Origin of the sequence: Amycolatopsis minnesotensis (assembly GCF_039529815.1) — a bacterium.
Lineage (GTDB): Bacteria > Actinomycetota > Actinomycetes > Mycobacteriales > Pseudonocardiaceae > Amycolatopsis > Amycolatopsis minnesotensis.
In genome coordinates, this window is record NZ_BAAANN010000007.1 from 165,206 (window position 1) to 185,078 (window position 19,873).

21 protein-coding genes are annotated in these 19,873 nt (G+C 70.7%); 8 read left to right on the forward strand and 13 right to left on the reverse strand.

All coding sequences use genetic code 11. The annotated features are described in order from the left end of the window. The first annotated feature begins 11 nt into the window (after positions 1-11). Positions 12-989: an NAD(P)H-quinone oxidoreductase gene (locus ABD256_RS11100; protein ID WP_344416418.1), complete on the forward strand. Its 978-nt coding sequence runs from the start codon at positions 12-14 to the stop codon at positions 987-989. On the opposite strand, the gene ABD256_RS11105 is transcribed toward ABD256_RS11100, so the two are convergent. Beyond that, the gene (locus ABD256_RS11105) at positions 986-2,185 is read right to left on the reverse strand and encodes a cysteine desulfurase-like protein (protein ID WP_344416420.1); all 1,200 of its coding nucleotides are present in this window, start codon (positions 2,183-2,185) and stop codon (positions 986-988) included. The two genes, ABD256_RS11100 and ABD256_RS11105, sit on opposite strands and share 4 nt — an antisense overlap. Positions 2,186-2,330: 145 nt before the next feature. Here ABD256_RS11105 and ABD256_RS11110 point away from each other — a divergent pair, with 145 nt between their 5' ends. Next, a complete protein-coding gene (locus ABD256_RS11110; protein ID WP_344416422.1) occupies positions 2,331-2,918 on the forward strand; it encodes a bacterial proteasome activator family protein in 588 nt (195 codons plus the stop codon). Positions 2,919-3,158: 240 nt separating this feature from the next. On the opposite strand, the gene ABD256_RS11115 is transcribed toward ABD256_RS11110, so the two are convergent. Genes ABD256_RS11115 through ABD256_RS11125 form a run of 3 tightly spaced genes read right to left on the reverse strand, consistent with a single transcriptional unit; the run spans position 3,159 to position 6,143 of the window. Further along, a complete protein-coding gene (locus ABD256_RS11115) occupies positions 3,159-4,355 on the reverse strand; it encodes a polysaccharide pyruvyl transferase family protein (RefSeq protein ID WP_344416424.1) in 1,197 nt (398 codons plus the stop codon). Between the two features lie 52 nt (positions 4,356-4,407). After that, the gene (locus tag ABD256_RS11120; protein WP_344416426.1) at positions 4,408-5,385 is read right to left on the reverse strand and encodes a spore coat protein; all 978 of its coding nucleotides are present in this window, start codon (positions 5,383-5,385) and stop codon (positions 4,408-4,410) included. Beyond that, positions 5,382-6,143, reverse strand: a complete 762-nt coding sequence (locus ABD256_RS11125; RefSeq protein ID WP_344416428.1) for a cytidylyltransferase domain-containing protein — start codon at positions 6,141-6,143, stop codon at positions 5,382-5,384. Before ABD256_RS11125 ends, ABD256_RS11120 begins: the two co-directional genes overlap by 4 nt. Before the next feature lie 49 nt (positions 6,144-6,192). On the opposite strand from ABD256_RS11125, the gene pseB reads away from it, so the two are divergent. Continuing rightward, the gene (pseB, locus tag ABD256_RS11130) at positions 6,193-7,176 is read left to right on the forward strand and encodes a UDP-N-acetylglucosamine 4,6-dehydratase (inverting) (protein ID WP_344416430.1); all 984 of its coding nucleotides are present in this window, start codon (positions 6,193-6,195) and stop codon (positions 7,174-7,176) included. Beyond that, positions 7,169-8,296 carry a DegT/DnrJ/EryC1/StrS family aminotransferase gene (locus ABD256_RS11135; RefSeq protein ID WP_344416432.1) on the forward strand — a complete coding sequence of 376 codons (1,128 nt, stop codon included), beginning with the start codon at positions 7,169-7,171 and terminating at the stop codon, positions 8,294-8,296. The genes pseB and ABD256_RS11135 overlap by 8 nt, the downstream gene beginning before the upstream one ends. 31 nt (positions 8,297-8,327) lie before the next feature. Here ABD256_RS11135 and pseI read toward each other — a convergent pair whose 3' ends face one another. Genes pseI through ABD256_RS11155 form a run of 4 tightly spaced genes read right to left on the reverse strand, consistent with a single transcriptional unit; the run spans position 8,328 to position 11,017 of the window. Next, entirely contained in the window at positions 8,328-9,374 is a 1,047-nt protein-coding gene (pseI, locus tag ABD256_RS11140; protein ID WP_344416435.1) for a pseudaminic acid synthase, read from the reverse strand. Next, a complete protein-coding gene (locus tag ABD256_RS11145; RefSeq protein ID WP_344416437.1) occupies positions 9,371-9,910 on the reverse strand; it encodes a GNAT family N-acetyltransferase in 540 nt (179 codons plus the stop codon). The genes pseI and ABD256_RS11145 overlap by 4 nt, the downstream gene beginning before the upstream one ends. Beyond that, positions 9,907-10,362, reverse strand: a complete 456-nt coding sequence (locus ABD256_RS11150) for a hypothetical protein (RefSeq protein WP_344416440.1) — start codon at positions 10,360-10,362, stop codon at positions 9,907-9,909. The genes ABD256_RS11145 and ABD256_RS11150 overlap by 4 nt, the downstream gene beginning before the upstream one ends. Before the next feature lie 25 nt (positions 10,363-10,387). Beyond that, positions 10,388-11,017 (reverse strand): glycosyltransferase family 29 protein, encoded by a 630-nt coding sequence (locus tag ABD256_RS11155; RefSeq protein WP_344416657.1) that lies wholly within the window; start codon positions 11,015-11,017, stop codon positions 10,388-10,390. Positions 11,018-11,162: 145 nt separating this feature from the next. Between ABD256_RS11155 and wzm the strand changes: the two genes are divergently transcribed. From wzm to glfT1, 3 genes are read left to right on the forward strand one after another with little or no spacing between them, the layout of a single operon-like run. Beyond that, a complete protein-coding gene (gene wzm, locus ABD256_RS11160) occupies positions 11,163-12,095 on the forward strand; it encodes a galactan export ABC transporter permease subunit Wzm/RfbD (RefSeq protein ID WP_344416442.1) in 933 nt (310 codons plus the stop codon). Between the two features lie 9 nt (positions 12,096-12,104). Next, entirely contained in the window at positions 12,105-12,920 is an 816-nt protein-coding gene (gene wzt / locus ABD256_RS11165) for a galactan export ABC transporter ATP-binding subunit Wzt/RfbE (protein ID WP_344416444.1), read from the forward strand. A gap of 1 nt (position 12,921) precedes the next feature. Further along, a complete protein-coding gene (glfT1, locus tag ABD256_RS11170) occupies positions 12,922-13,833 on the forward strand; it encodes a galactofuranosyltransferase GlfT1 (RefSeq protein WP_344416446.1) in 912 nt (303 codons plus the stop codon). A gap of 304 nt (positions 13,834-14,137) precedes the next feature. Here glfT1 and ABD256_RS11175 read toward each other — a convergent pair whose 3' ends face one another. The 3 genes from ABD256_RS11175 to ABD256_RS11185 form a co-directional block, all read right to left on the reverse strand. Then, positions 14,138-15,322: a hypothetical protein gene (locus tag ABD256_RS11175; RefSeq protein WP_344416448.1), complete on the reverse strand. Its 1,185-nt coding sequence runs from the start codon at positions 15,320-15,322 to the stop codon at positions 14,138-14,140. Then, positions 15,312-15,728 (reverse strand): hypothetical protein, encoded by a 417-nt coding sequence (locus ABD256_RS11180; protein ID WP_344416450.1) that lies wholly within the window; start codon positions 15,726-15,728, stop codon positions 15,312-15,314. The genes ABD256_RS11175 and ABD256_RS11180 overlap by 11 nt, the downstream gene beginning before the upstream one ends. Before the next feature lie 212 nt (positions 15,729-15,940). Further along, positions 15,941-16,717: an ESX secretion-associated protein EspG gene (locus ABD256_RS11185; RefSeq protein WP_344416452.1), complete on the reverse strand. Its 777-nt coding sequence runs from the start codon at positions 16,715-16,717 to the stop codon at positions 15,941-15,943. Between the two features lie 113 nt (positions 16,718-16,830). On the opposite strand from ABD256_RS11185, the gene ABD256_RS11190 reads away from it, so the two are divergent. Further along, positions 16,831-17,073 (forward strand): hypothetical protein, encoded by a 243-nt coding sequence (locus tag ABD256_RS11190; RefSeq protein WP_344416454.1) that lies wholly within the window; start codon positions 16,831-16,833, stop codon positions 17,071-17,073. Positions 17,074-17,285: 212 nt separating this feature from the next. Here the strand turns inward: ABD256_RS11190 and ABD256_RS11195 are convergent, their stop codons facing one another. Beyond that, positions 17,286-19,247 (reverse strand): glycosyltransferase, encoded by a 1,962-nt coding sequence (locus tag ABD256_RS11195; protein WP_344416456.1) that lies wholly within the window; start codon positions 19,245-19,247, stop codon positions 17,286-17,288. Between the two features lie 144 nt (positions 19,248-19,391). Further along, positions 19,392-19,853 carry a GtrA family protein gene (locus tag ABD256_RS11200; protein ID WP_425546433.1) on the reverse strand — a complete coding sequence of 154 codons (462 nt, stop codon included), beginning with the start codon at positions 19,851-19,853 and terminating at the stop codon, positions 19,392-19,394. Positions 19,854-19,873: the final 20 nt, after the last annotated feature.

Consider the following 19,873-nt stretch of genomic DNA (forward strand, 5'->3'; position numbering starts at 1 on the left):
CAGTCGGGCGCATGCACGCGATCACGATCCGCGAATTCGGCGACCCTGACGTTCTCGAGTGGGCCGAGGTGCCCGACCCGGTGCCCGGCGAGGGTGAGGTGCTGCTCGACGTGACGGCGAGCGCCGTCAACCGCGCCGATCTGCTGCAGCGCCAGGGAAACTACCCGCCGCCGCAGGGTGCCAGCGAAATCCTCGGCCTGGAATGCTCCGGCACGGTCGCCGAGCTGGGCCCCGGTGCCGAGGGCTGGCAGGTCGGCGACGAGGTGTGCGCGCTGCTCGCGGGCGGCGGCTACGCGGAAAAGGTCGTGGTGCCCGCCGTGCAACTCCTCCCCGTGCCGGGCGAGGTGAGCCTGCTCGCCTCCGCGGGGCTGCCCGAGGTCGCCTGCACGGTGTGGTCGATGGTCGCGATGGGCGCCGGTCTCACCGAGGGCGAGGTGCTGCTGGTGCACGGCGGCGCCGGCGGGATCGGCACGCACGCGATCCAGGTCGGCAAGGCGCTCGGGGCCTCCGTCGCGGTGACCGCGGGATCGCCGGAGCGGCTCGACCGGTGCCGTCAGCTCGGCGCCGACCTGGTGGTGAACTACCGCGAACAGGACTTCGTCGAAGAGGTGCGCAAGGAGTTCGGCGGCGCGGACGTCATCCTGGACAACATGGGCGCCAAGTACCTCGGCCGCAACATCGACGCGCTCAAGATCGGCGGGCGGCTCGCGGTGATCGGCATGCAGGGCGGCTTCAAGGGCGAGCTGAACATCGGCGCGCTGCTCGGCAAGCGGGCTTCCGTCGCCGCGGCGGGACTGCGCGGCCGCCCCGTCGAGGACAAGGGCCGGATCGTCGCCGACGTCCGCGAACGGCTCTGGCCGCTGGTGGAAAGCGGCTCGGTGCAACCGATCGTCGGCCAGGTGACGCCGATGGCGGAGGCTTCGGCGGCGCACCGCGCGCTGGACGAGGGCGGCGTGTTCGGCAAGGTGCTGCTGGCGGCGAAGTCCTAGCGCAGCTCTTCGAGCACCCGGACCAGCTGGTTGATCTCGAACACGTTCGAATAGTGCGCCAGCCCGATCCGCACCGCGCCACCCACCTCACCCACCCCGAGCGACGCGAACACCCCACTCGACCCGTCGTCGGCGAACGCGCAGAGTCCTTGGGAAGCAAGGTAGTCCGCGACCTCGGGTGCCTTCTTGCCGGCGATGGTGAACGCGAGCGCGGGGATCCTGCGCATCGCGTCGCCGATGACCATCACGTGCCGCAGCGAGCGCAGCTCGGTGGAGAGCTGCGCGAGCAGGCCCGCGTGGTAGGACTTCGCGGAGCCGAGCGAGGTGACCAGCCGTTCGCGGCGTGAGCCGGTGGCGGCGTCGTCGAGGCCGGCGAGGTAGTCGACCGAGGCGACGACACCGGCGAGCAGCGGGTAGGCGTGCGGCCCGAGTTCCATCCGCGACGGCCCGCGCGCGCCGGGGTCGAGCGAGACCGACGGCAGCCGCTCCAGCAGTTCGGGATCGCGGAAGACCAGCGCGCCGATCGACGGCCCGCCCCAGGACTGGGCGGACAGCACCATCACGTCGGCGCCGAGCTCGGCGATGTCGAGCGGCACGAAGGGGGCCGCGTACGTCGCGTCGACGACCACCAGCGCGCCGACCCGCTTGGCGAACTCGACGATAGTCGGGACGTCCGGCCGGGTGCCGACGGAGCCGGAGGCCGCGGTGATCGCGACGGCCTTGGTGCGCGCCGACACGAGGTTCTCGTACTGCCACGCGGGCAGCTCGCAGGTCTCGATGTCGATCTCGCTCCACCGGAGCACGGCACCGGCCCGTTTCGTGGCGCGCTTCCACGGGGCCAGGTTCGCCTGCTCGTCGAGCCGGGACACCACGACCTCGTCGCCGAGCGTCCACCGCTCCGACAGCGCGTCGCCGAGGCGGCGCAGCAGGACCGAAGCGCTCGGGCCCAGCACGACACCGGCCGGGTCGGCCCCGGCCAGGTCCGCCACCGCGCGCCGCGCGGCGGTCACGATCGTTTCCGCGCGCTGGGAGGCCGGAAAAGCACCCCCCGGTCCGGAAACCGGCGCGCGCATCGCCGTCGACACGGCCGAAGCGACCTGTTCAGGTACCAGCATTCCGGCAGCGCCGTCGAAGTGAATCCAGCCGTCACCCAGCGCGGGGAACAACCCACGAATTCGAGCGACGTCGAACGCCATGGTGACACCGTACGGAGGCGCGGTTTCGCCTCGCGGGCGGGGTTGGGCTCGCGGCCACGCCGCGCGACCGGTCTCGCTACGCTCGGATACGGACCGCCGGTATGTCACCGGCACGCGCTGCGGAGCGTGCCGGGCGTAGGCCAGGATGGAGCACATGAGCGAGCCGATTTCCTCGAATCCAGACACAGCCGGTAACGGCGAGGACGAACAGTCACACCACGTGGTGGTCGTTGGCCCGGACGGCTCCCCGGTCGGCACGGCGCGTCTCACGCAGGGGGCCGACGGCGAGATCGAACACACCGAGTCCGTCGGCGACCTCGTCGAAGAGCCCGCGAAGGTGATGCGGATCGGGACGATGATCAAGCAGCTGCTGGAGGAGGTCCGCGCCGCACCGCTCGACGACGCGAGCCGCAACCGGTTGCGCGAGATCCACCAGACCTCGGTGAAGGAGCTGGAACAGGCCCTCGCGCCCGAGCTGCAGGACGAACTCGAGCGGCTGGTGCACCCGTTCACCGAGGACCAGACGCCGTCGGACGCGGAGCTCCGGATCGCGCAGGCCCAGCTCGTCGGCTGGCTGGAGGGCCTGTTCCACGGCATCCAGACCGCGCTGTTCGCGCAGCAGATGGCGGCACGGGTGCAGCTGGAGCAGATGCGCCGCGGCCTGCCGCCGGGCAGCTCGGCGGCCCACGAGGGCCCGATCCCCGGTATCAGCGGCACCGGCCAGTACCTCTGACGAACCCCGGCCGGGCTCGGCGGCGAAGACCTCCCCGCCGGGCCGGGTGGGCCCGCCGCGTGGAACGAGGTGTATTCGTCGCGGTGGCAGGCACGGCCGATGCCGTAGCCGACCCCCGGGCTCAGTGGCAGCAGGACGAGTTCGGCGAGCTGTACCCAAGAGACGAAGCGGGGGACCTGATCGAGCGCGTGGCCCGCCCAGCGCGAGTTTTAGCGCCGCACGCGCCTCAGGCGGCCCGGGTCAGGAGCGGCCCAGGCGGGGCCAGAGTCGGCGCGGAGCGGGCGGCTCCGGGTAGATCCGGTTCGCGACGGCCCGTTTCGCGGCGGCGTAGTCCTCGACGGCGGCCGCCGGGAAACCGGAGCCAGCCGGCCGGTCGGGCACCGCGGCGAGGTCCTCGTGCACGGTCCACCCGGAGCCGAGCGCGGCCAGCGAGCGGTGCTTGACCGCGTAGTAGTCGGGGCGCACCGAGATCGCGACGCCGGGCGCGCCACCGGCGGCGGCGACGAGGTGCAGGTGGAAGCGGGTGGACAGCCAGGTCTGGCCGGGTGCGACGGGCAGCCCGCCGTCCCAGATCTCGGCGAACGGGTAGAACCGGGCGCCCGGGATTTCGTGCTCGAACAGCGCGTAGACGTCACGGTCGGCGCGCGGCATGCCTTCGACGACGCCGATCCGCTCCGGGTCGACCTTCCACGACCGCAGCGTCGACAGCACCATCGCGGCGAGCTTCGCGGAACCGCCTTCGAGCAGGTCGGACTGCAGGCACAGCATCACCTCCGGCGCGTCCTCGGCCGGTGCGTACAGCTCGGGCCGCACGGCGAGGAACACGTCGTCGACACCGGTGCTGACGGAGAGCAGCTCGGCCGACGGCTCGTCACGGACGTCGACGACGTCGAACCGGTCCGCGAGCGCGCACAGCAGCGCGGTGGTCTCGTCGCGCACCGGCAGCAGGCCCTGCCCGGTCATCGCGGCGCGCCCGCCGGAGCGCTTGACCGCCGCGACGGCACCCGAGAGCAGCCCGATGTGCCGCGGCCACAGCGCGTTGGCGTACCCGCCGCCGACGAGGTGCACCACGTCGGCGCCGGCGAGCAGTTCGATGCCGTGGTGCCAGCGCGGCGCCATCCCGGGGTTGTGCACCGCGGACTGCACCCAGGACGCGATCTCCCACGGCTCGTCCGAGGGGGCTTCCCAGCACAGCCGCCACAGCGTCTCGGTGAAGCGCAGCCGGGGATGCAGCCCGTCGAGCAGCACGGCCGCGGAGCCGGGTGAGTGCGTGTCGACCCATACGTCGGCGTCCGGCGCCACCTCGGCGAGGTGGCGCAGCCACCCCGCCGCGATCAGTTCGTCGCCGTAGTTGGGGAAACCCGCGGGCGCGACCAGGTAGTACCGCGCGCGCCTCGGGGGGCCGGCCCGCTCGGCGCGCTCGTCCGAATCCGCCATCGCCCCATGCTAGGCACGCCACGACCGGGTGACGCAAGCCGGGACCGCGGTGCTACCGAGCGTCCGTCCGGGACCGCACGGCGTCGAGCACGCGCGCCGCGCCGCGGCCGTCGATGACGGCGGACGCGGCGGACGCCAGCCCGGCGCGTCGTGCGGCGCTGCCGAGGAGCCCGGTGAGGACCTCGTGCGCGTCGAGGTGGTCCACGGTGCCGATCCCGGCGGCGAGCCCGAGGTCGAGCGCGGCGCGGTAGCCGGTCGCCTGGTTGTCCACGAGCTGCACGAGCGCGGTCGGCACGCCGACGCAGCACAGTTCGAGCAGGGTGACCCCGGCGGCGCTGAGCGCGAGATCGGTTCCGGCGAGCAGTTCGGGCAGGTTCGTCCCCGGCGGCGACAGCCGGAACTCCTGGCCGGGGCGGGCTTCGGGCACCGACGGCTCACCGCGCACGAGCGCCTCCGCCGAGAACGGCAACCCGGTGTCCCGCAAAGCGGCAAAAAGGGACTCGACGGCGTCAACCCACACGCCACCGCCGCCGAGCACGACGAGCACGCGCACCGGGGCGTTCTCGGTTTCGCGTGCCGCGCGCTTTTCCCTCGCCGCGCGGACCACACCGCGCACCGGCGCGTATTCCGGTCCGCGAAGGACGATCGAAGACCCGTCGTCCGGCCGGGGCGCGGGGGCGAACCCGCAGTCCACCACGACATCGGCGGCGCGCCTGCCGAACGTGCCGTCCTCCATGGACACCAGCACCGCGCCCGCCGCCCGCACCTCGGCGCGCACTTCACCGATGCCGTAGTGGTCGACGAGCACCGCGTCGAAGGCGCGGGCGGCGGATCCGAGTTCGACGGGCGGCAGGCGGCGGACGCCCAGTTCGTCCAACCGGGACGCGAGCCAGCCCGCGTTTTCGGTGTGCCCGGAGAACTCGACCGTCCATCCGCGACCGACGGCCTCTTCCGCGAACGCCACGACGCGCGCGATGTGCCCGGCGCCGATCGTCGCCGACGAGTCGGCGCGCAGCAGGAGCCGGGTCACCCGGTGAGCTTCTTCTGCTCGACGTGCGCGTTCAGCACGACCAGGTCGGGGCGCGACCGCAGCAGCGACACGACCGAGCGCCAGGAGGGGATCCCGTCGCCGAGTTCCGCGACGACCGCTTCGAGCAGCGCCAGGTCCTCCGGGGTGTCCACGGTGACCCGCAGGTCCTCCGACGGCGGGGTCACGACCACGCCGACGCACGAGTACCGGCCGGGGTCGCCGTAGACGCCCGAGGTCACGTGCTCGCGGGCCGCGCCGGTCGCGATCACGTCCTGTTCGGCGAGCACGTCGTGGCGCACCAGCTCCGCGTCGAACCCGCGCGCCATGGTGCGGCCGAGCGTGCCGCCGACGAGCGTGGTGCTCAGGTAGTCGATCGACGGGTCCGCGCGCCACAGCGTGACGATGCGGCCGATCACCTCGGGGTCGAGCAGCGGGCAGTCGGCGGTCAGCCGCACGATCGCGGCCGCGGGGTGCCGCTCGCAGGCCAGCACGAACCGCGCCAGCACGTCGTCGAGCGGGCCGCGCACCACCTCCGCACCCACGCGCACGGCCTCCTCGGCCACGCCGTCGTCGTCGGGGGCCTGCGAGGTGGCCACGATCACCTTGTCGATGCCGGGCGTGGCCGCGGCGGCGCGCACGACCCAGCCGAGCACGCTGCGCCCGCCCAGGGGGCGCAGGACCTTTCCTGGCAGCCTGTTCGACGACGCGCGCGCCTGGATGACGGCGTTCACGGTGTTCCCGGCGGGCTGACCACGCATGGGTGACATGATGGCCGACGGCAGAAGTCGTCGAACGCGGAGGTCATCGATGAGCGAGCTCGAAGGTTCGAGCATCCTGCTCACCGGCGGGACGGGCTCCTTCGGCAAGGCGTTCATCTCCTACGCGCTGGCCGAGCTGAACCCGAGCAGGCTCGTCGTGCTGTCGAGGGACGAGCTGAAGCAGTACGAGGCCCGCCAGCTCTTCGGCGACGACCCGAGGCTCCGCTGGTTCATCGGCGACATCCGCGACCGCCGCCGCCTGGAGCGCGCCATGCACGGCGTCGACTACGTCGTGCACGCCGCCGCGCTCAAGCAGGTCGACACCGGCGAGTACAACCCCTTCGAGTTCGTGCAGACGAACGTGATCGGCTCGCAGAACGTGATCGAGGCCGCGATCGACACCGGCATCAAGAAGGTCGTCGCGCTGTCCACCGACAAGGCGTCGAGCCCGATCAACCTCTACGGCGCGACCAAGCTGACCGCGGACCGCATGTTCATCAGCGCGAACCACTACGCGGCGACGCACCCGACCCGGTTCTCGGTGGTGCGCTACGGCAACGTGATGGGGTCGCGGGGAAGCGTGATCCCGTTCTTCCGCGCGCTCGCCGAAAAGGGCGAATCGCTGCCGATCACGCACAAGGAAATGACCCGGTTCTGGATCACGCTGCCGCAGGCGGTGGAGTTCGTGGTCGGCTCGGTCGACCAGATGCACGGCGGCGAGCTGTACGTGCCGCGCATCCCGAGCATGCGGCTGGTGGACCTGGCGCAGGCGATCGCCCCGGGCAGCCCGATGCACGAGGTCGGCGTGCGGCCGGGCGAGAAGCTGCACGAGGAGATGATCGCGCCGGACGACGCGCGGCGGACCGTGCGGCTCAGCGACCGGTACGTGGTGCAGCCGCATATCGCGGGCTGGGGCTACGAACCGCCGTCCGAAGGCGAATCGGTGCCGGACGGGTTCGCCTACCGGTCCGACACGAACGACCTGTGGCTCGACGCGGACGAGCTGCGGCGGCTGGTCGAGCAGTATGGGTGACTTCCTCCCCTACGGCCGTCAGTCCGTTGTGGACGAAGACGTCGAAGCCGTCGCGGCGGTGCTGCGCGGTGACTGGCTGACCACCGGGCCCGCGGTGGCGCGGTTCGAAAGCGATCTCGCCGGGCACACCGGTGGCGTGCCCGCGGTTGCCGTCACTTCGGGCACCGCGGCGCTGCACGCGGCCTATGCGGCGGCCGGTCTTCGCGACGGCGACGAGGTGGTGACCTCGCCGATGACCTTCGTGGCGACGGCGGCCACCGCGGTGCTGCAGGGCGCGAAGGTGGTGTTCGCCGATGTCGAAGCGGACACCGCGAACCTCGACCCCGCCGCGGCGAAGGCGGCGGTCACCTCGCGCACGAAGGTCGTCGCGGCCGTCGACTACGCCGGGCACCCCGCCGAACTGGACGAGCTGAAGGCCGTCGCGGGTGACGCGCTGCTCCTGGAGGACGCGGCGCATTCCATCGGCGGCGCGTGGCACGGCAGGCCGGTCGGCTCGATCGCGGACCTGACCACGTTCTCCTTCTTCCCCACCAAGAACCTCACCACCGCCGAGGGCGGCGCCGTGGTGGCCGCCGGAGCGCTGCTGGAGCGGGCGCGCGCGTTCCGCAACCACGGCCTGGTGCGCGACAAGGCGGCGCAGCGCTACCCCGGCGAGGGCCCGTGGCACCAGGAAGTGCACGAGTTCGGGCTGAACTACCGGCTGCCGGACGTGCTGTGCGCGCTCGGCAGCAGCCAGCTCGAACGGCTCGCTTCGTTCAAGCGGCGGCGTGCGGAAATCCACGCGCGCTACACCGAAGCGTTCGCCGATCTCGACGGCGTGCGCACTCCGGTGTGCCGCGACGGCGCGGACCCGGTGTGGCACCTGTACGCGCTGCGCGTGCTCGACGGCAGGCGCCGCGCGATGTTCGACCACCTGCGGGAACTCGGCATCGGCGTGCAGGTCAACTACATCCCGGCCTACTGGCACCCGGTGTTCGAGGATCTCGGGTACCGGCGGGGGTTGTGCCCCAACGCGGAGCGCTTCTACGCGGAAGAGCTTTCCCTGCCCCTCTTCCCGGCGCTCACCGAGTCCGATGTGGACAGAGTGATCGACGGCGTGCGGGCCTTCTTCCGCGCGTGAGCTTCAGGGGGTCGTGGCCGCCTTCGGGGCCTCAGATGAGGTCCCAGGTGAGGGCGGTGCCCTTCGCGGCGTCCTGGGTGAAGGTGCGGCCGAGTACGACGTCGATGTCGCCGGGAGCCAGCCCGCCCGCGGGACGGATCGAGCGGACGTTCTCGCGGGTTACCCGCTCCCCCGCGACGACATCCGCGACGACGTAGAGCGAGCGCCGGAATCGCAGGCCCTCTTTTTCGCTTTCGCGCGGTCCGATCACGGCCCGCCCCAGCGCTTCCCACGCGCGCTTGCTTTCGGTGACCAGTGCGGCCAGTTCCGGGGGCTCCAGGGAGAACTCGGAGTCCACGCCGCCGTCGTCGCGCTTGAGCGTCACGTGCTTTTCGATCGCGACGGCGCCCAGTGCGACGGCCGCGAGGGGCGCGCCGATCCCCGGCGTGTGGTCGGACAGGCCGACGAGCGTGCCGGTGACCCCGGCGAGCACGGGCAGCCCCCGCAGGTTGCTCTCCGCGGGCGACGCCGGGTAGCTCGCGGTGCAGCCCAGCACGACGAGCTGGTCGTTCCCGGCCGCGCGCGCCGTCCGCACGGCGGCGTCGACCTCCGCGACGCTCGCCATCCCGGTCGAAATGATCAGCGGCTTGCCGGTGCGGGCGCACAGCTCGATCAGCGGCAGGTCGACGATCTCCGAGGACGCGATCTTGTACGCGGGCGCGTCCAGCGATTCGAGCAGTTCGACCGCCGTCGGGTCGAACGGGCTGGAGAAGATTTCCAGCCCGTGCTCGCGGGCGCGGGCGAACAGCTCCTCGTGCCATTCCCACGGCGTGTGCGCGCGTTCGTAGAGCCGGTAGAGGTTTTCCCCGCCCCACAGGGAATGCGTGTCGCCGATGCGGAACGCGGGGCCGTCCGCGTCGATCGTGATGGTGCCGGGGCGGTAGGTCTGCAGCTTCACCGCCTGCGCGCCGGATTCGCCGATCGCGTCGACGATCGCGAGCGCGCGGCCGAGATCCCCGTTGTGGTTCCCGGACATTTCCGCGATGACGAACGGCGGGTGCTCCGGCCCGATCTCGTGCTTGCCGATGCGCACGGTCATTTGCGCCGCTTCCCCTTCGCCGATTCACGAACCGAGGCGCGGTCCGCCGCGGTCAGTTCCATCCACAGCACCTCGTGCGGCACGCCGTCGATCTCCTGGGTGTACCGCCGCGCCTCGGTGAACCCGAACCGCTTGTGCAACTGCCACACCTGCTTGTTCTCCAGCAGCACCTCGCCGCCGAGCACGCTCAGCCCCAGCGTGTCGAAGGCGTAGTCGATCAGCACGCCTTCGAGCTTCAGCCACGCGGGCAGCACGTCACGGCCGAGCCCGTCGACGTCGAGCGCGCAGCCCCACTTCGCCGTGCCCGCCCCGGCATCGAGGTAGGTGTAGGTCACCGAACCGGCCGCGACGCCGTTGTACTCGTAGACCAGGACCCGCCTCGACGGGTCGTCCCGCACCGCCGACCACCACGCCCGGTGCTCGGCGGGGGAGATCTCGTGCTGGGTGAAGCTGACCGCGCGCGCCGACGGGTGGTTGCGCCACCGCCGGATGTCTTCGACGTCGTCTTCGGTGGCGGGCCGCAGCGCAGCGGTCATCCGGCGACCTCGGCGCTCGCCTGGTCTTCGAGCCTGCGCAGGCGGTCCTCGTAGCGGGCGATCCCGGTCAGGCGCGCGCGGATCTGCGCGTGCTGGCGCTGCACCTCTTCGATCAGTGAGCGCGCTTCGGTGGCCTCGGGCCGGTCCGACGGCGGCACCAGCGCGATCTTCTCGCGCAGGTCCTCCAGCTGGCCTTCCTGCGCGGCGACGTGCGGGATCAGCCGGTCCACCTGCGCGGTGACCCAGCGCAGGTCGCCGCGCACCCCTTCGAGACCCTCCTCGAGCGCGTCGAGCCTGCGGCGGTGGTCGTTCGTGCAGTGCTCCTGCTCGACCAGCCGCGGGTCGAGATCGGTGCGCAGCCCGTCGACCTCGCCGGAGATGCGGAAGTCGACGAGCCTGGCGAGGCGCTCGGAGGCGCGGGCGCGGAGGTTGAACAACTTGCGGCCAGCCATGGCGGGTCCTTCGGTGTCGCGGTGTTCAGCGGAGGAGATCGGTGTCGCCGGTCCTGGTCCAGGAATCCAGCAGCCTGCCCTCGGCGGCGATCTGGTGCTCGGGGCCGACGATGCAGGAGTCACCAGCCGCATGCTCCCACGCGGTCTGGTCCGGGTTGTCGATGAACGAAAATCCGGTCAGCACCAGGTTCGCGTGCGGGAACGCGGTGCGGGCGATCCAGGCCGCGGTCGTGCCGGTGGTCGCCCAGGTCGACTCGGTCCTCGACGGCAGGCCGATCGCGTCCGACAGCGGCAGGATCCAGTCCCGGTTGCTCACCGGCACGTACCCGAGGTCCGCGGGCCACCAGCCGGGGATGTCCTCCGGCTCCCAGTGCAGGCGGCCGGGCTCGACGAGCAGGTACAGCCGGGAGCGGTAGTTCTCGAACACCCAGCGCGTCGCGCGCAGCGCCCGGTTGAACACCACCACGTGCGTCCTGCTGCCCACGATCCGCGGGCCGCCCGGTTCGTCCGCCCTGAACCCGTTGACCCGGATCACCAGATCGCACGCGTCGACGGCCTTGGCCCGCTGCGGATCCGACGGCAGCGGCTGGTTGCCGACCACGGCGACCGACCGCGGATCCGGCCGGTCGGCGTAGGCCTCCAGAAGGTTCACCAGCAAACCCTCCGGGCGGGTAGCGGGACTCATGACGGGAGAAAGTACCAGGACACCGCGCGCACAAAGCGCTCTCACCCTCCGTGGCGGCCCGCACTCGGACGGGGTCACCAAGGCACGCACGCGCGCGTCGGTACCCTGATTCCTCGTGAGTGCCCCCAGCACGGTCCAATCCGTCACCGTCCCCGCGCCGACGTCCGCGCCGGCCCCGTCGGACAGCAAGTCGTGGGCGCGCGCCTTCGCCGATATCCGCGCGGGCGTCGCCAATCGAGAACTGTGGAGCCACCTCGGCTGGCAGGACATCAAGCAGCGCTACCGCCGCTCGGTGCTCGGTCCGCTGTGGATCACGCTTTCGATGGGCGTCACCGCGCTCGGGCTGGGCATTCTCTACTCACAGCTGCTCGGTTCGCCGATCGACACGTACCTGCCCTACATCACCACGGGCTTCATCGTGTGGGCGTTCCTGCTCGGCTGCCTCACCGAAGGCACCGAGACGTTCATCGCGAACGAGGGCCTCATCAAGCACCTGCCCGCGCCGCTGTCGGTGTACGTGCTCCGCACGGTGTGGCGGCAGTGCATCATGTTCGCGCACAACATGATCATCTACTTCATCGTGCTGATGATCCTGTGGGGCGGCATCACGAAGTCCGGCTACGTGATCACCGACGGCGGTGTCCCGCAGCCCGGCCTGAATTGGAGCGCGCTGCTCGCCATCCCCGCGTTCGCGCTCATCGCGGTCAACGCGGGCTGGGTGGTGCTGCTGTTCGGCATCATCTCCACCCGCTTCCGCGACATCCCGCAGGTCATCACCAGCCTGATCAACCTGCTGTTCTTCATGACGCCGATCGTCTGGTCGACCGACATCCTGCAGAAGCGGTTCGGCGACGGCGTGACCTGGCGCAGCCTGGTCGCCGAGCTGAACCCGCTCTACCACTTCATCCAGATCATCCGCGCGCCGTTGATCGGCGCGCAGCAGAGCTGGCACCACTGGGCCATCGTCGGCGGGTTCGCCGTCGTCGGCTGGGTGCTGGCACTGTTCGTTATGCGCAACTACCGTTCCCGCGTCTCGTATTGGGTGTGACAGCAAGCCATGGTCAGCATTGACGTCTGGGACGCCTCGGTCGACTTCCCGATCTTCGACGCGAAGAGCAGGTCGCTCAAGAAGCAGGTCCTCGGCAAGGTCGGCGGCAAGATCGGCACCGAGTCGAAGGTCCCGGTGATCGAGGCGCTGCACGACATCTCGATCTCGCTGAAGGACGGCGACCGGGTCGGGCTCGTCGGGCACAACGGCGCGGGCAAGTCCACGCTGCTCCGGCTGCTCTCCGGGATCTACGAGCCGACCCGCGGGTCCTCGCGGATCGTCGGCCGCGTCGCGCCGGTCTTCGACCTCGGCGTCGGCATGGACCAGGAGATCTCCGGTTTCGAGAACATCATGATCCGGGGCCTCTACCTCGGCATGACGCGCAAGCAGATGGAGAAGCGCGTCGACGACATCGCGGAGTTCACCGAACTCGGCGACTACCTCGCGATGCCACTGCGCACCTACTCCACCGGTATGCGGGTGCGGCTCGCGCTCGGCGTCGTCACCTCGATCGACCCGGAGATCCTGCTCCTCGACGAGGGCATCGGCGCGGTCGACGCGGCGTTCCTGGACAAGGCGCGCGACCGGCTCGTCGACCTGGTGCGCCGGTCGGGGCTGCTGGTGTTCGCCTCGCACCAGGACGACCTGCTCTTGGAGCTGTGCACCTCGGCGGTCTGGATGGACGAGGGCCGGATGAAGATGCGCGGCGGGCTGCGCGAGGTGCTCACCGCGTACAAGGGCAAGGACCCGTTCGCCAACGTCAGCCCGGAAGCGGCCGCTCGCCTCGCCGCGGCCCCGGTGTCAGCGGTCGAAGGCGGCGAATGAGATGAGCAGCGTCGAGCAGGCCCCGCTCGGCGACGGCGCGGTCGTGGCCGTCGTCGTCACCCGTCACCGCCGTGAGCTGCTCGCCGACTCGCTGAAGATCATCGCGGCGCAGACCAGGCCCGTCGACCACCTCGTCGTGGTCGACAACGGGCCGGACCAGTCCGCGCGCGAAGTCGTGGAGTCCTACCCGCTGCCCCGCACGTACCTGCCGTCACACCGGAACCTCGGCGGCGCGGGCGGTTTCGCGCTCGGCATGCTGCACGCGCTCTCGCTCGGCGCCGAATGGGTGTGGCTCGCCGACGACGACGGCAGGCCCGCCGACGAGAACGTGCTGTCGATCCTGCTGGCGGAAGCGGAAAAGCGCGGCCTCGCCGAGATTTCCCCCGTGGTGGCCAACATCGACAGCCCCGCGAAGCTCGCGTTCCCGTTGCGGCGCGGCCTGACCTGGAAGCGCTCCTCGTCCGAACTGGGCGAGGACTTCCTGCCCGGCATCGCCTCGCTGATGAACGGCGCACTGTTCCGAGCGTCCACTTTGGACGTCACAGGGGTGCCGGACCTGCGGCTGTTCTTCCGCGGCGACGAGGTGGAACTGCACCGCAGGCTGGTGCGCTCGGGGCTGCCGTTCGGCACCTCGCTGAAGACCACCTACCTGCACCCGGACGGCTCCGACGAGTTCAAGCCCATGCTCGGCGGCAAGTTCCACGCGCAGGACCCGGAGAACGAGGTCAAGCGGTACTACACCTACCGCAACCGCGGCTACCTGCTCGCCCAGCCCGGCATGCGCAAGATCGGCGCGCTGGAGTACATCCGCTTCGGCCTGTACTTCATCGGCGTCAAGCGGGACCCGAAGGCGTTCCGGCAGTGGCTCAAGCTCGTCCGACAGGGCCGCCGGGAACGCTTCTACCGCTACTGACCCCTTGCCCGCCTTCGATGAGGCGAGTGGGCCGGGTGGCCGGGTCGGTCGGTCGGTCGCGAGTCCGCCAGGGGTCCGCGCGGTCCCTGAAGGACGCCTTCACGGCATCTGACGCCACAATCTCGGCCCTCGCGATGCGCGGCGTGGCGATGCTGATGCCCCGAAGGGAGCCTTCACGGCGTCCACATCCCTGAAGGCGTCCTTCAGGGCAGGCAGGAGAGCACCCTCACCCCCCACTTCGCCGCTGAAGGCTCCTTCGGGGCACCGAAAACGCCGCGAATCCGGACTTCGCGGGCGAAGGGGGTTATTCGCCGATGACCGGGGGCGCGGTCATTTCGTCGTTGCCGAAGACCTCGTCCTCGTCGCCCGCGAGCAGGAACGACGAGGAGCCGCCGCGCTCCGGCTCCTCGCGGAAGGTGCCCATCCCGGCGCCACGCCCGGACACCGTTTCGGCCGCGCCGACACCGCCGGGGCGAACGGGGCCGCCGCCACCGGGGCCGAAGTCGCCCTTGCCGATCTTGCTCGTGTACTCGTTGTCGCCACCGCCGCCCATCCCGGCGCCCATGGCTCCCATCGGCATGGCGCCCATCGGCATCCCGCCGCCCTGGTTTCCCGCGCCCTGCGGCGTCGGGCCGAACCCGCCGTGCTGGGCCGCGGAGGCCACGGTGGCCCCCGTCGCCCCGGCGTGCGGCATCACGGTGGCGCCGGTCTGCCCGCCGGCGCTGAGCGGCGGCGGCGCGGGAGCGGGCGCGCTCACCGGCGCGCCACCACCGGAAGCGCCACCAGCGGGAGCGCCGCCGCCGGGGGCACCACCGCCACCGGGGGCACCTTCGCCGAGGCCGACGGACGGGCCGCCCGGCGCCGGAGCGGCGGCCGCGGCCGAGGTCGGCGAGTCGAACTTCGGCGGCGGCGCGAACGCGGGCTGCTGGGACGCGGCGTGGAACAGTTCGGAGTCGTACTGGTGCAGCACACCGGCCGCCTCGGCGTGCGCGTCCTGGCTCCGCTGCTGCCGCCCGAACGCGCCCTTGACCGCGTCGGCCAGTTCGAACGGGGTCGCGTGCGTCCACCGCTGGAACTCGTCCGCCCAGCTGAACGGCACCTCGTCGGGCATCTTGTTCTTCACCGCGACGGCCGACGCCGACTGCTGCGCGAGGATGTCCGAGGCGAGCTTCGCGTTCTGCGCGTTCGCGTCGGCCCACCTGGCGAGCGTCACGAAGTAGCCCTGCGCGCCGGCGCCCGCGCCGCCTTCCCACTCGTGGGAACTCTTGCCGAGCGCGCTGCCGAGGTCCTGCCCGAACTCGCCGAACATCTTGGCCAGCGCCCCGTAGGCCTCCGAGACCTGGGAGACCTGGGTGGGCGTCAGGTTGTTCTCGACGTACCCCTTGAGCTGCCGGTGCTCCTGACCGAGGTAGTCGGCCGTCGGCGGCCGCAGGCCCGCGACGGGCTGCTGCCCGTGCTGGGCGGGGAGCTGCGTGTGCTCAGCGGACATCGTGCGCCTCCCGCATGGCCTTCAGCTTGTCGGCGGCCTCGGCGTCGGACTCGCCGTAGATCCCGGCCGCGCGCCGCAGCGCCTCGGACGCCTGCGCGAGCACCTGGTCGAACTGCTCCAGCACGACACCGATCGAGCCTGGTTCGTGCTCGGCGCCGCGCTGGTTGTGGCTGGCCACCGCGTGCCCGTACTCGTGGCTGCCGAGCTGCGGCGGCTGGAGCAGGGGCACGGTGCTCCTGCGCTGGCCTTCGAGGTCGTGGCGCATCTGCTCGACGGCGTCCAGCAGCGGCCGGACCGCGGTCTCGGAGAGCGTGAAGCCACCCGACTTCGCGGCATCGACGAGCTTCCGGCTCTCCCCCTGCGCGGCCTGCATCGTCTGGCCGGACATCGCGGCCATCGCGGCCATCGCCGGGTCCGCGTGGGCCCCCTGCGCTGGGGCGGCCTGCCCCGGGGTTGCGCCGGGGACGGACCGATCGCCCTGGTCGACCATTTCGCTCCACATCGTCGGCAAAAGCTGTGCGCGTTTCGCATTCTACCGAGCCGCACGCGCCGAAACCGGAACTATCAGGTATTCCTCGGCGACGAAGGGTTAACCCACAGTGGCCGGAAGTGGTGATTTCAGAACGTGCCTTCGAGCTGTTCGTGCAGCTGCTGCGCGATCCGCGCGTTGTCCGCCGGCGCGTAGGTGATCCAGGTCTGGCCGTCGGAACCGTCCCTGATCGTCATCAGGTACCGGCCCGCCTCGGTGTCGAACCAGGCGATCGGGCTCAGGTCGGCGGCGTGGCCGCGCTGGTCGCGGACGAACGCGGTGAACTGGCCGACCCGCTTCCTCGGCTTCTCGAAGATGCGCTCGACCATGCGCAGCTGGGTCGTCGAATGGCTCCGGGGTGCCGCGACACCGCTGAACGGGTTGTAGCCCTCGTCGCCGCCGTATGAACTGCGCTTGCGTTTCGCGGGCTTCGCGACCGTCACGGACTGGCCGGGTGCCGCGGGCGTGAGCGGCAGGAAGTCGACGATCATCGGCACGATCCCGGTGGGGCGGGCCTCGGTGAACACGAGCATGTTCTCGTCCTGGCGCACCACCACCGCGTACTCGCCGTCCGAGGCCGCGCGCGCGAACAGCGGCGTGCCGTCATCGAGCTGGGCGGCGGCCGAGATCGACACCGGCGGGCTGACGAACGTGCGCAGTGCCTGCTCGACGCCGCGATCGAGCCTGCCCCCCGCCATCAGGCCGCGCGCTTCGAGATCCCGGTACACCGCGGCGCGGACCTGCGCGCGCTGCTCGGCGGAGGTGCCGATGTGCGGTACCGCGAACGGCACCGGCGCGCGGCCGAGTCTCCCCTGTTCGAGCAGCATGTCCACCGCCGCCAAGGACAGCGAGAACGTGTACGCCATGCCCATCCCCCTGCGCGATCGCCGGTTCGTTCTGAACGGTAGACCACCAGCGGTGATCAGCCGTAAGCGAACCTCCTTGCCCGCGCCGATCGGGTACTGCTGTCCTGGACACCATGACCGACTCGAAGCCAGCGCTCGTGCTCCACCTCGCCCACGGCGGAGAGCCGCTGCTGTTCGCCCTCTCCGACGAAACCGCCGGAGAGCTGGGCAAGAGGCTGCCCCTCCTGCTCGAACACGGTTCCGTCGAAGCCGTCCACACCAGCGAGGGGACGACGGTGAACGTCAACTTCGCCCACGTCGCCGCCGCCTTCATCGACGACCTGCAACGCAAGAACAAGGTCTTCGGTTTGCGGTAGCGGGCCTTGGCGGCCCCGCACCCGGCGGGCGAGCCGGGGTGAAGCGGGCGCGCGGTCGATGCGACCTTGCCGGTCCCCGGCGACGTTTAGCCCGCTAAATGCAGGTCAGCCCATCCGGGACCCGGGCGTCCGCTGGGAACGTTCAGCCCGCTGAACGCACGTGACCCCGCCGCCCGCGTGGCGGGGAGCGGGGTCACGTTCGACCGGGAGAACTACAGCTCGTAGAGCCGCTTCCAGTTTTCGCGGCTGGTCAGCTCGGGCATCGCGCGCTTGTACTGCTCCTGCACCGCGGCGCCTTCCTTGCGGAGGCGGTTGATCACCTTCACGCCGTGCTTGGCAAGGCCGATCATGCGGGCCCGGTCGTACTTGCGGACGCGCACGCCCTCCTGGTTGGCGTCGGTGACCACGGCGGTGTCGAACAGCGCCACGTGCCACCAGTGCGCCTCGTCGGTCGGGATGGCGCCGAGGCCGAAGCGGGTGCGGCCGAGCGCGCGGTCGACGATGCGCTTGAGCAGCACGAGGCGCTGCATGCTGGGCCGCGGCGCGGTGTTGATGATGCCGATGTCGTTCGACGCGATCCCCGGCACGTTCGTCGGGTCGTGGCGCTTGGTCTCCGGGTAGCGGTCCCGGATCTCCTTGATCGCCTTCATCGCGTCGACTCCGCCGTCACGCAGGATCTCCGGGCCTTCGAGGAAGTCCTCGACGGCCTTGATCAGCGTGTGCGACAGGCCGTACTGCATGCCGAGCAGGTAGCGCACGAGCTGGGCCAGCAGCACCCGCGACAGCAGGTTCAGGTTGAACGGGCTGTGCAGCGCCGCGGTGATGATCGAGTTGCGCAGGTTGAAGTACCGGTGCCACTCGTCCCAGTCCTTCCAGTGGAAGTCGGCGTGCCAGACACCGGCGCCGGGCAGCGTCACGGTCGGGAAACCGTGCGCCCGCGCGCGGTAGCTGTACTCCGCGTCGTCCCACTGGAAGAAGAACGGCATCGGGTAGCCGGTCTCCTTGACGACCTCGTACGGGATCAGGCACGACCACCAGCCGTTGTAGCCCGCGTCGAGGCGGCGCTCCTGGCGGTTCGGCTTGCCGGTCTCCTCGTCGACACCGAGCAGGTCGGCGGTCGACAGGCTGTGCTCGACGGGCTGGCCCGGTTCGAGCGTGTTGAGCCTGGCGTACTCGGCGCCGACGTGCAGCTGGTTCGGGTGGAACAGGTTGAGCATCTGGCCGCCGACGATCATCGGGTTGGCCGCGCGGTTGGAGAACGCGGTCATCCTGATCACCAGGTCCGGCTCGAGCAGCACGTCGTCGTCCATGAACAGGACGTTCGCGTGCTCGGTCTCGGTGTGGCCCGCCACCTCGTAGAGGCCGCGGGTGAAACCGCCCGCGCCGCCGAGGTTCGCCTGGGTGATGTAGCGCAGCTTGTCGCCGAGGTCCTTCGCGACCTGCTCGAACCCGGCGCGCGAGTCCACCCGGTCGGTGCCCTGGTCGGCGACGTAGATCGCGTCGAGCGTCTCCAGCGACGACACGTCCGCCGCGAGCGCCTCGAGGTTCTTCATGCAGTCGTCGGCGCGGTTCATCGTGCAGATGGTGACCGCGGTCGGGCGGATCTTCTCCGGCGACTCGACCGTCCAGCGCACCCGCTCCACGGTGAGCTGCTGACCGGCCTCAGTGGACAGATCGAGCCACAGCGCGCCGCCGTCGAGGAACTTGTCGATCTTCGCTTCGAGCGTGACCGTGGCAGCCTTGTCGTTCTCGGCGTCCTGTGCCGCAACGATTCGCGGCTCACCCTCCACATCGGACGCACTGAGCCGCAGGTGACCGGAGCCGCTGACCGTGACGTCCAGCCTGACCTGGCGGACGGTGGTCCAGCGCTGCCAGTAGCTGGCGGGGAACCGGCCGAAGTAGGTGTTGCCGGTGACGCGGGCGGAGGGTTCGAGCACGATGCTGTCGCGACGGCGGGTGACCACGCCTTCGAGCACCTCCGCGTAGAGGTCCTTGGAGACGATCGGCGACGGCCCGGCGTAGAGCCCGCGCTGGGCGAGGAGCCTGCCCTGCGGCGTGCGCTCGGCGAAAGTGGTGTCGTCCGCCTGTTCGCTCGAGGATCCGTTCACGCCGTTGACCGCCTTCACGGTCGACGCGTGCGCCTGACCGGTCGCCGATGGTGCTTTGCCGGGCATGTAGATGTCAGCCTTTCGCGAGTTCCTCGGTCAGCAAACATGCGATAACCGCTTGAGGTGGTGAAGTCTGGGCTCCACGGTAGCCGATATCCACTCGCCGCAGATCATTGCGTCCACCGGCGCCCGGCCGAGTGACGGCATTCTCTACTCCGCGTGACCCTTCGCGGGTGAGGGCGCCCGGAAGATGACCAAGCGCAGCATGACGAAATTGATCAGCGTGCTCATCCCCTGCGCGATCACCCAGGACAGGGCCACCTTCCAGCGGAACTCCGGCAGCACCGCGAGCATCAGGGCGTTCACCCCGACGTTGACGAAGAACGTCACCGTGTAAAGCAGGACGAAGCCGCCGACCTGCGCCATGCCGCCCTTGACGCCACCGGAGAATGTGAAGCGTTTGTTAAGGAAATAGGCGGTGGTGGTGCCCGCGATGAAACTGATCGCTTTCGCGAAGTGCACCCAGAGTCCGGTCTGCAGTAACAGCCAGTAAATACCGGAATCGACCAGGGCGCAGAAGCCGCCGATGAGCACGAAACGGATCAGCTGCCCGACCAATCCGGGGGACTGCCGTTCCTCCGGGGTCACCACAGGGTCCACCGCCGTCACCATGTACCTCGCTGGTCTTGGGA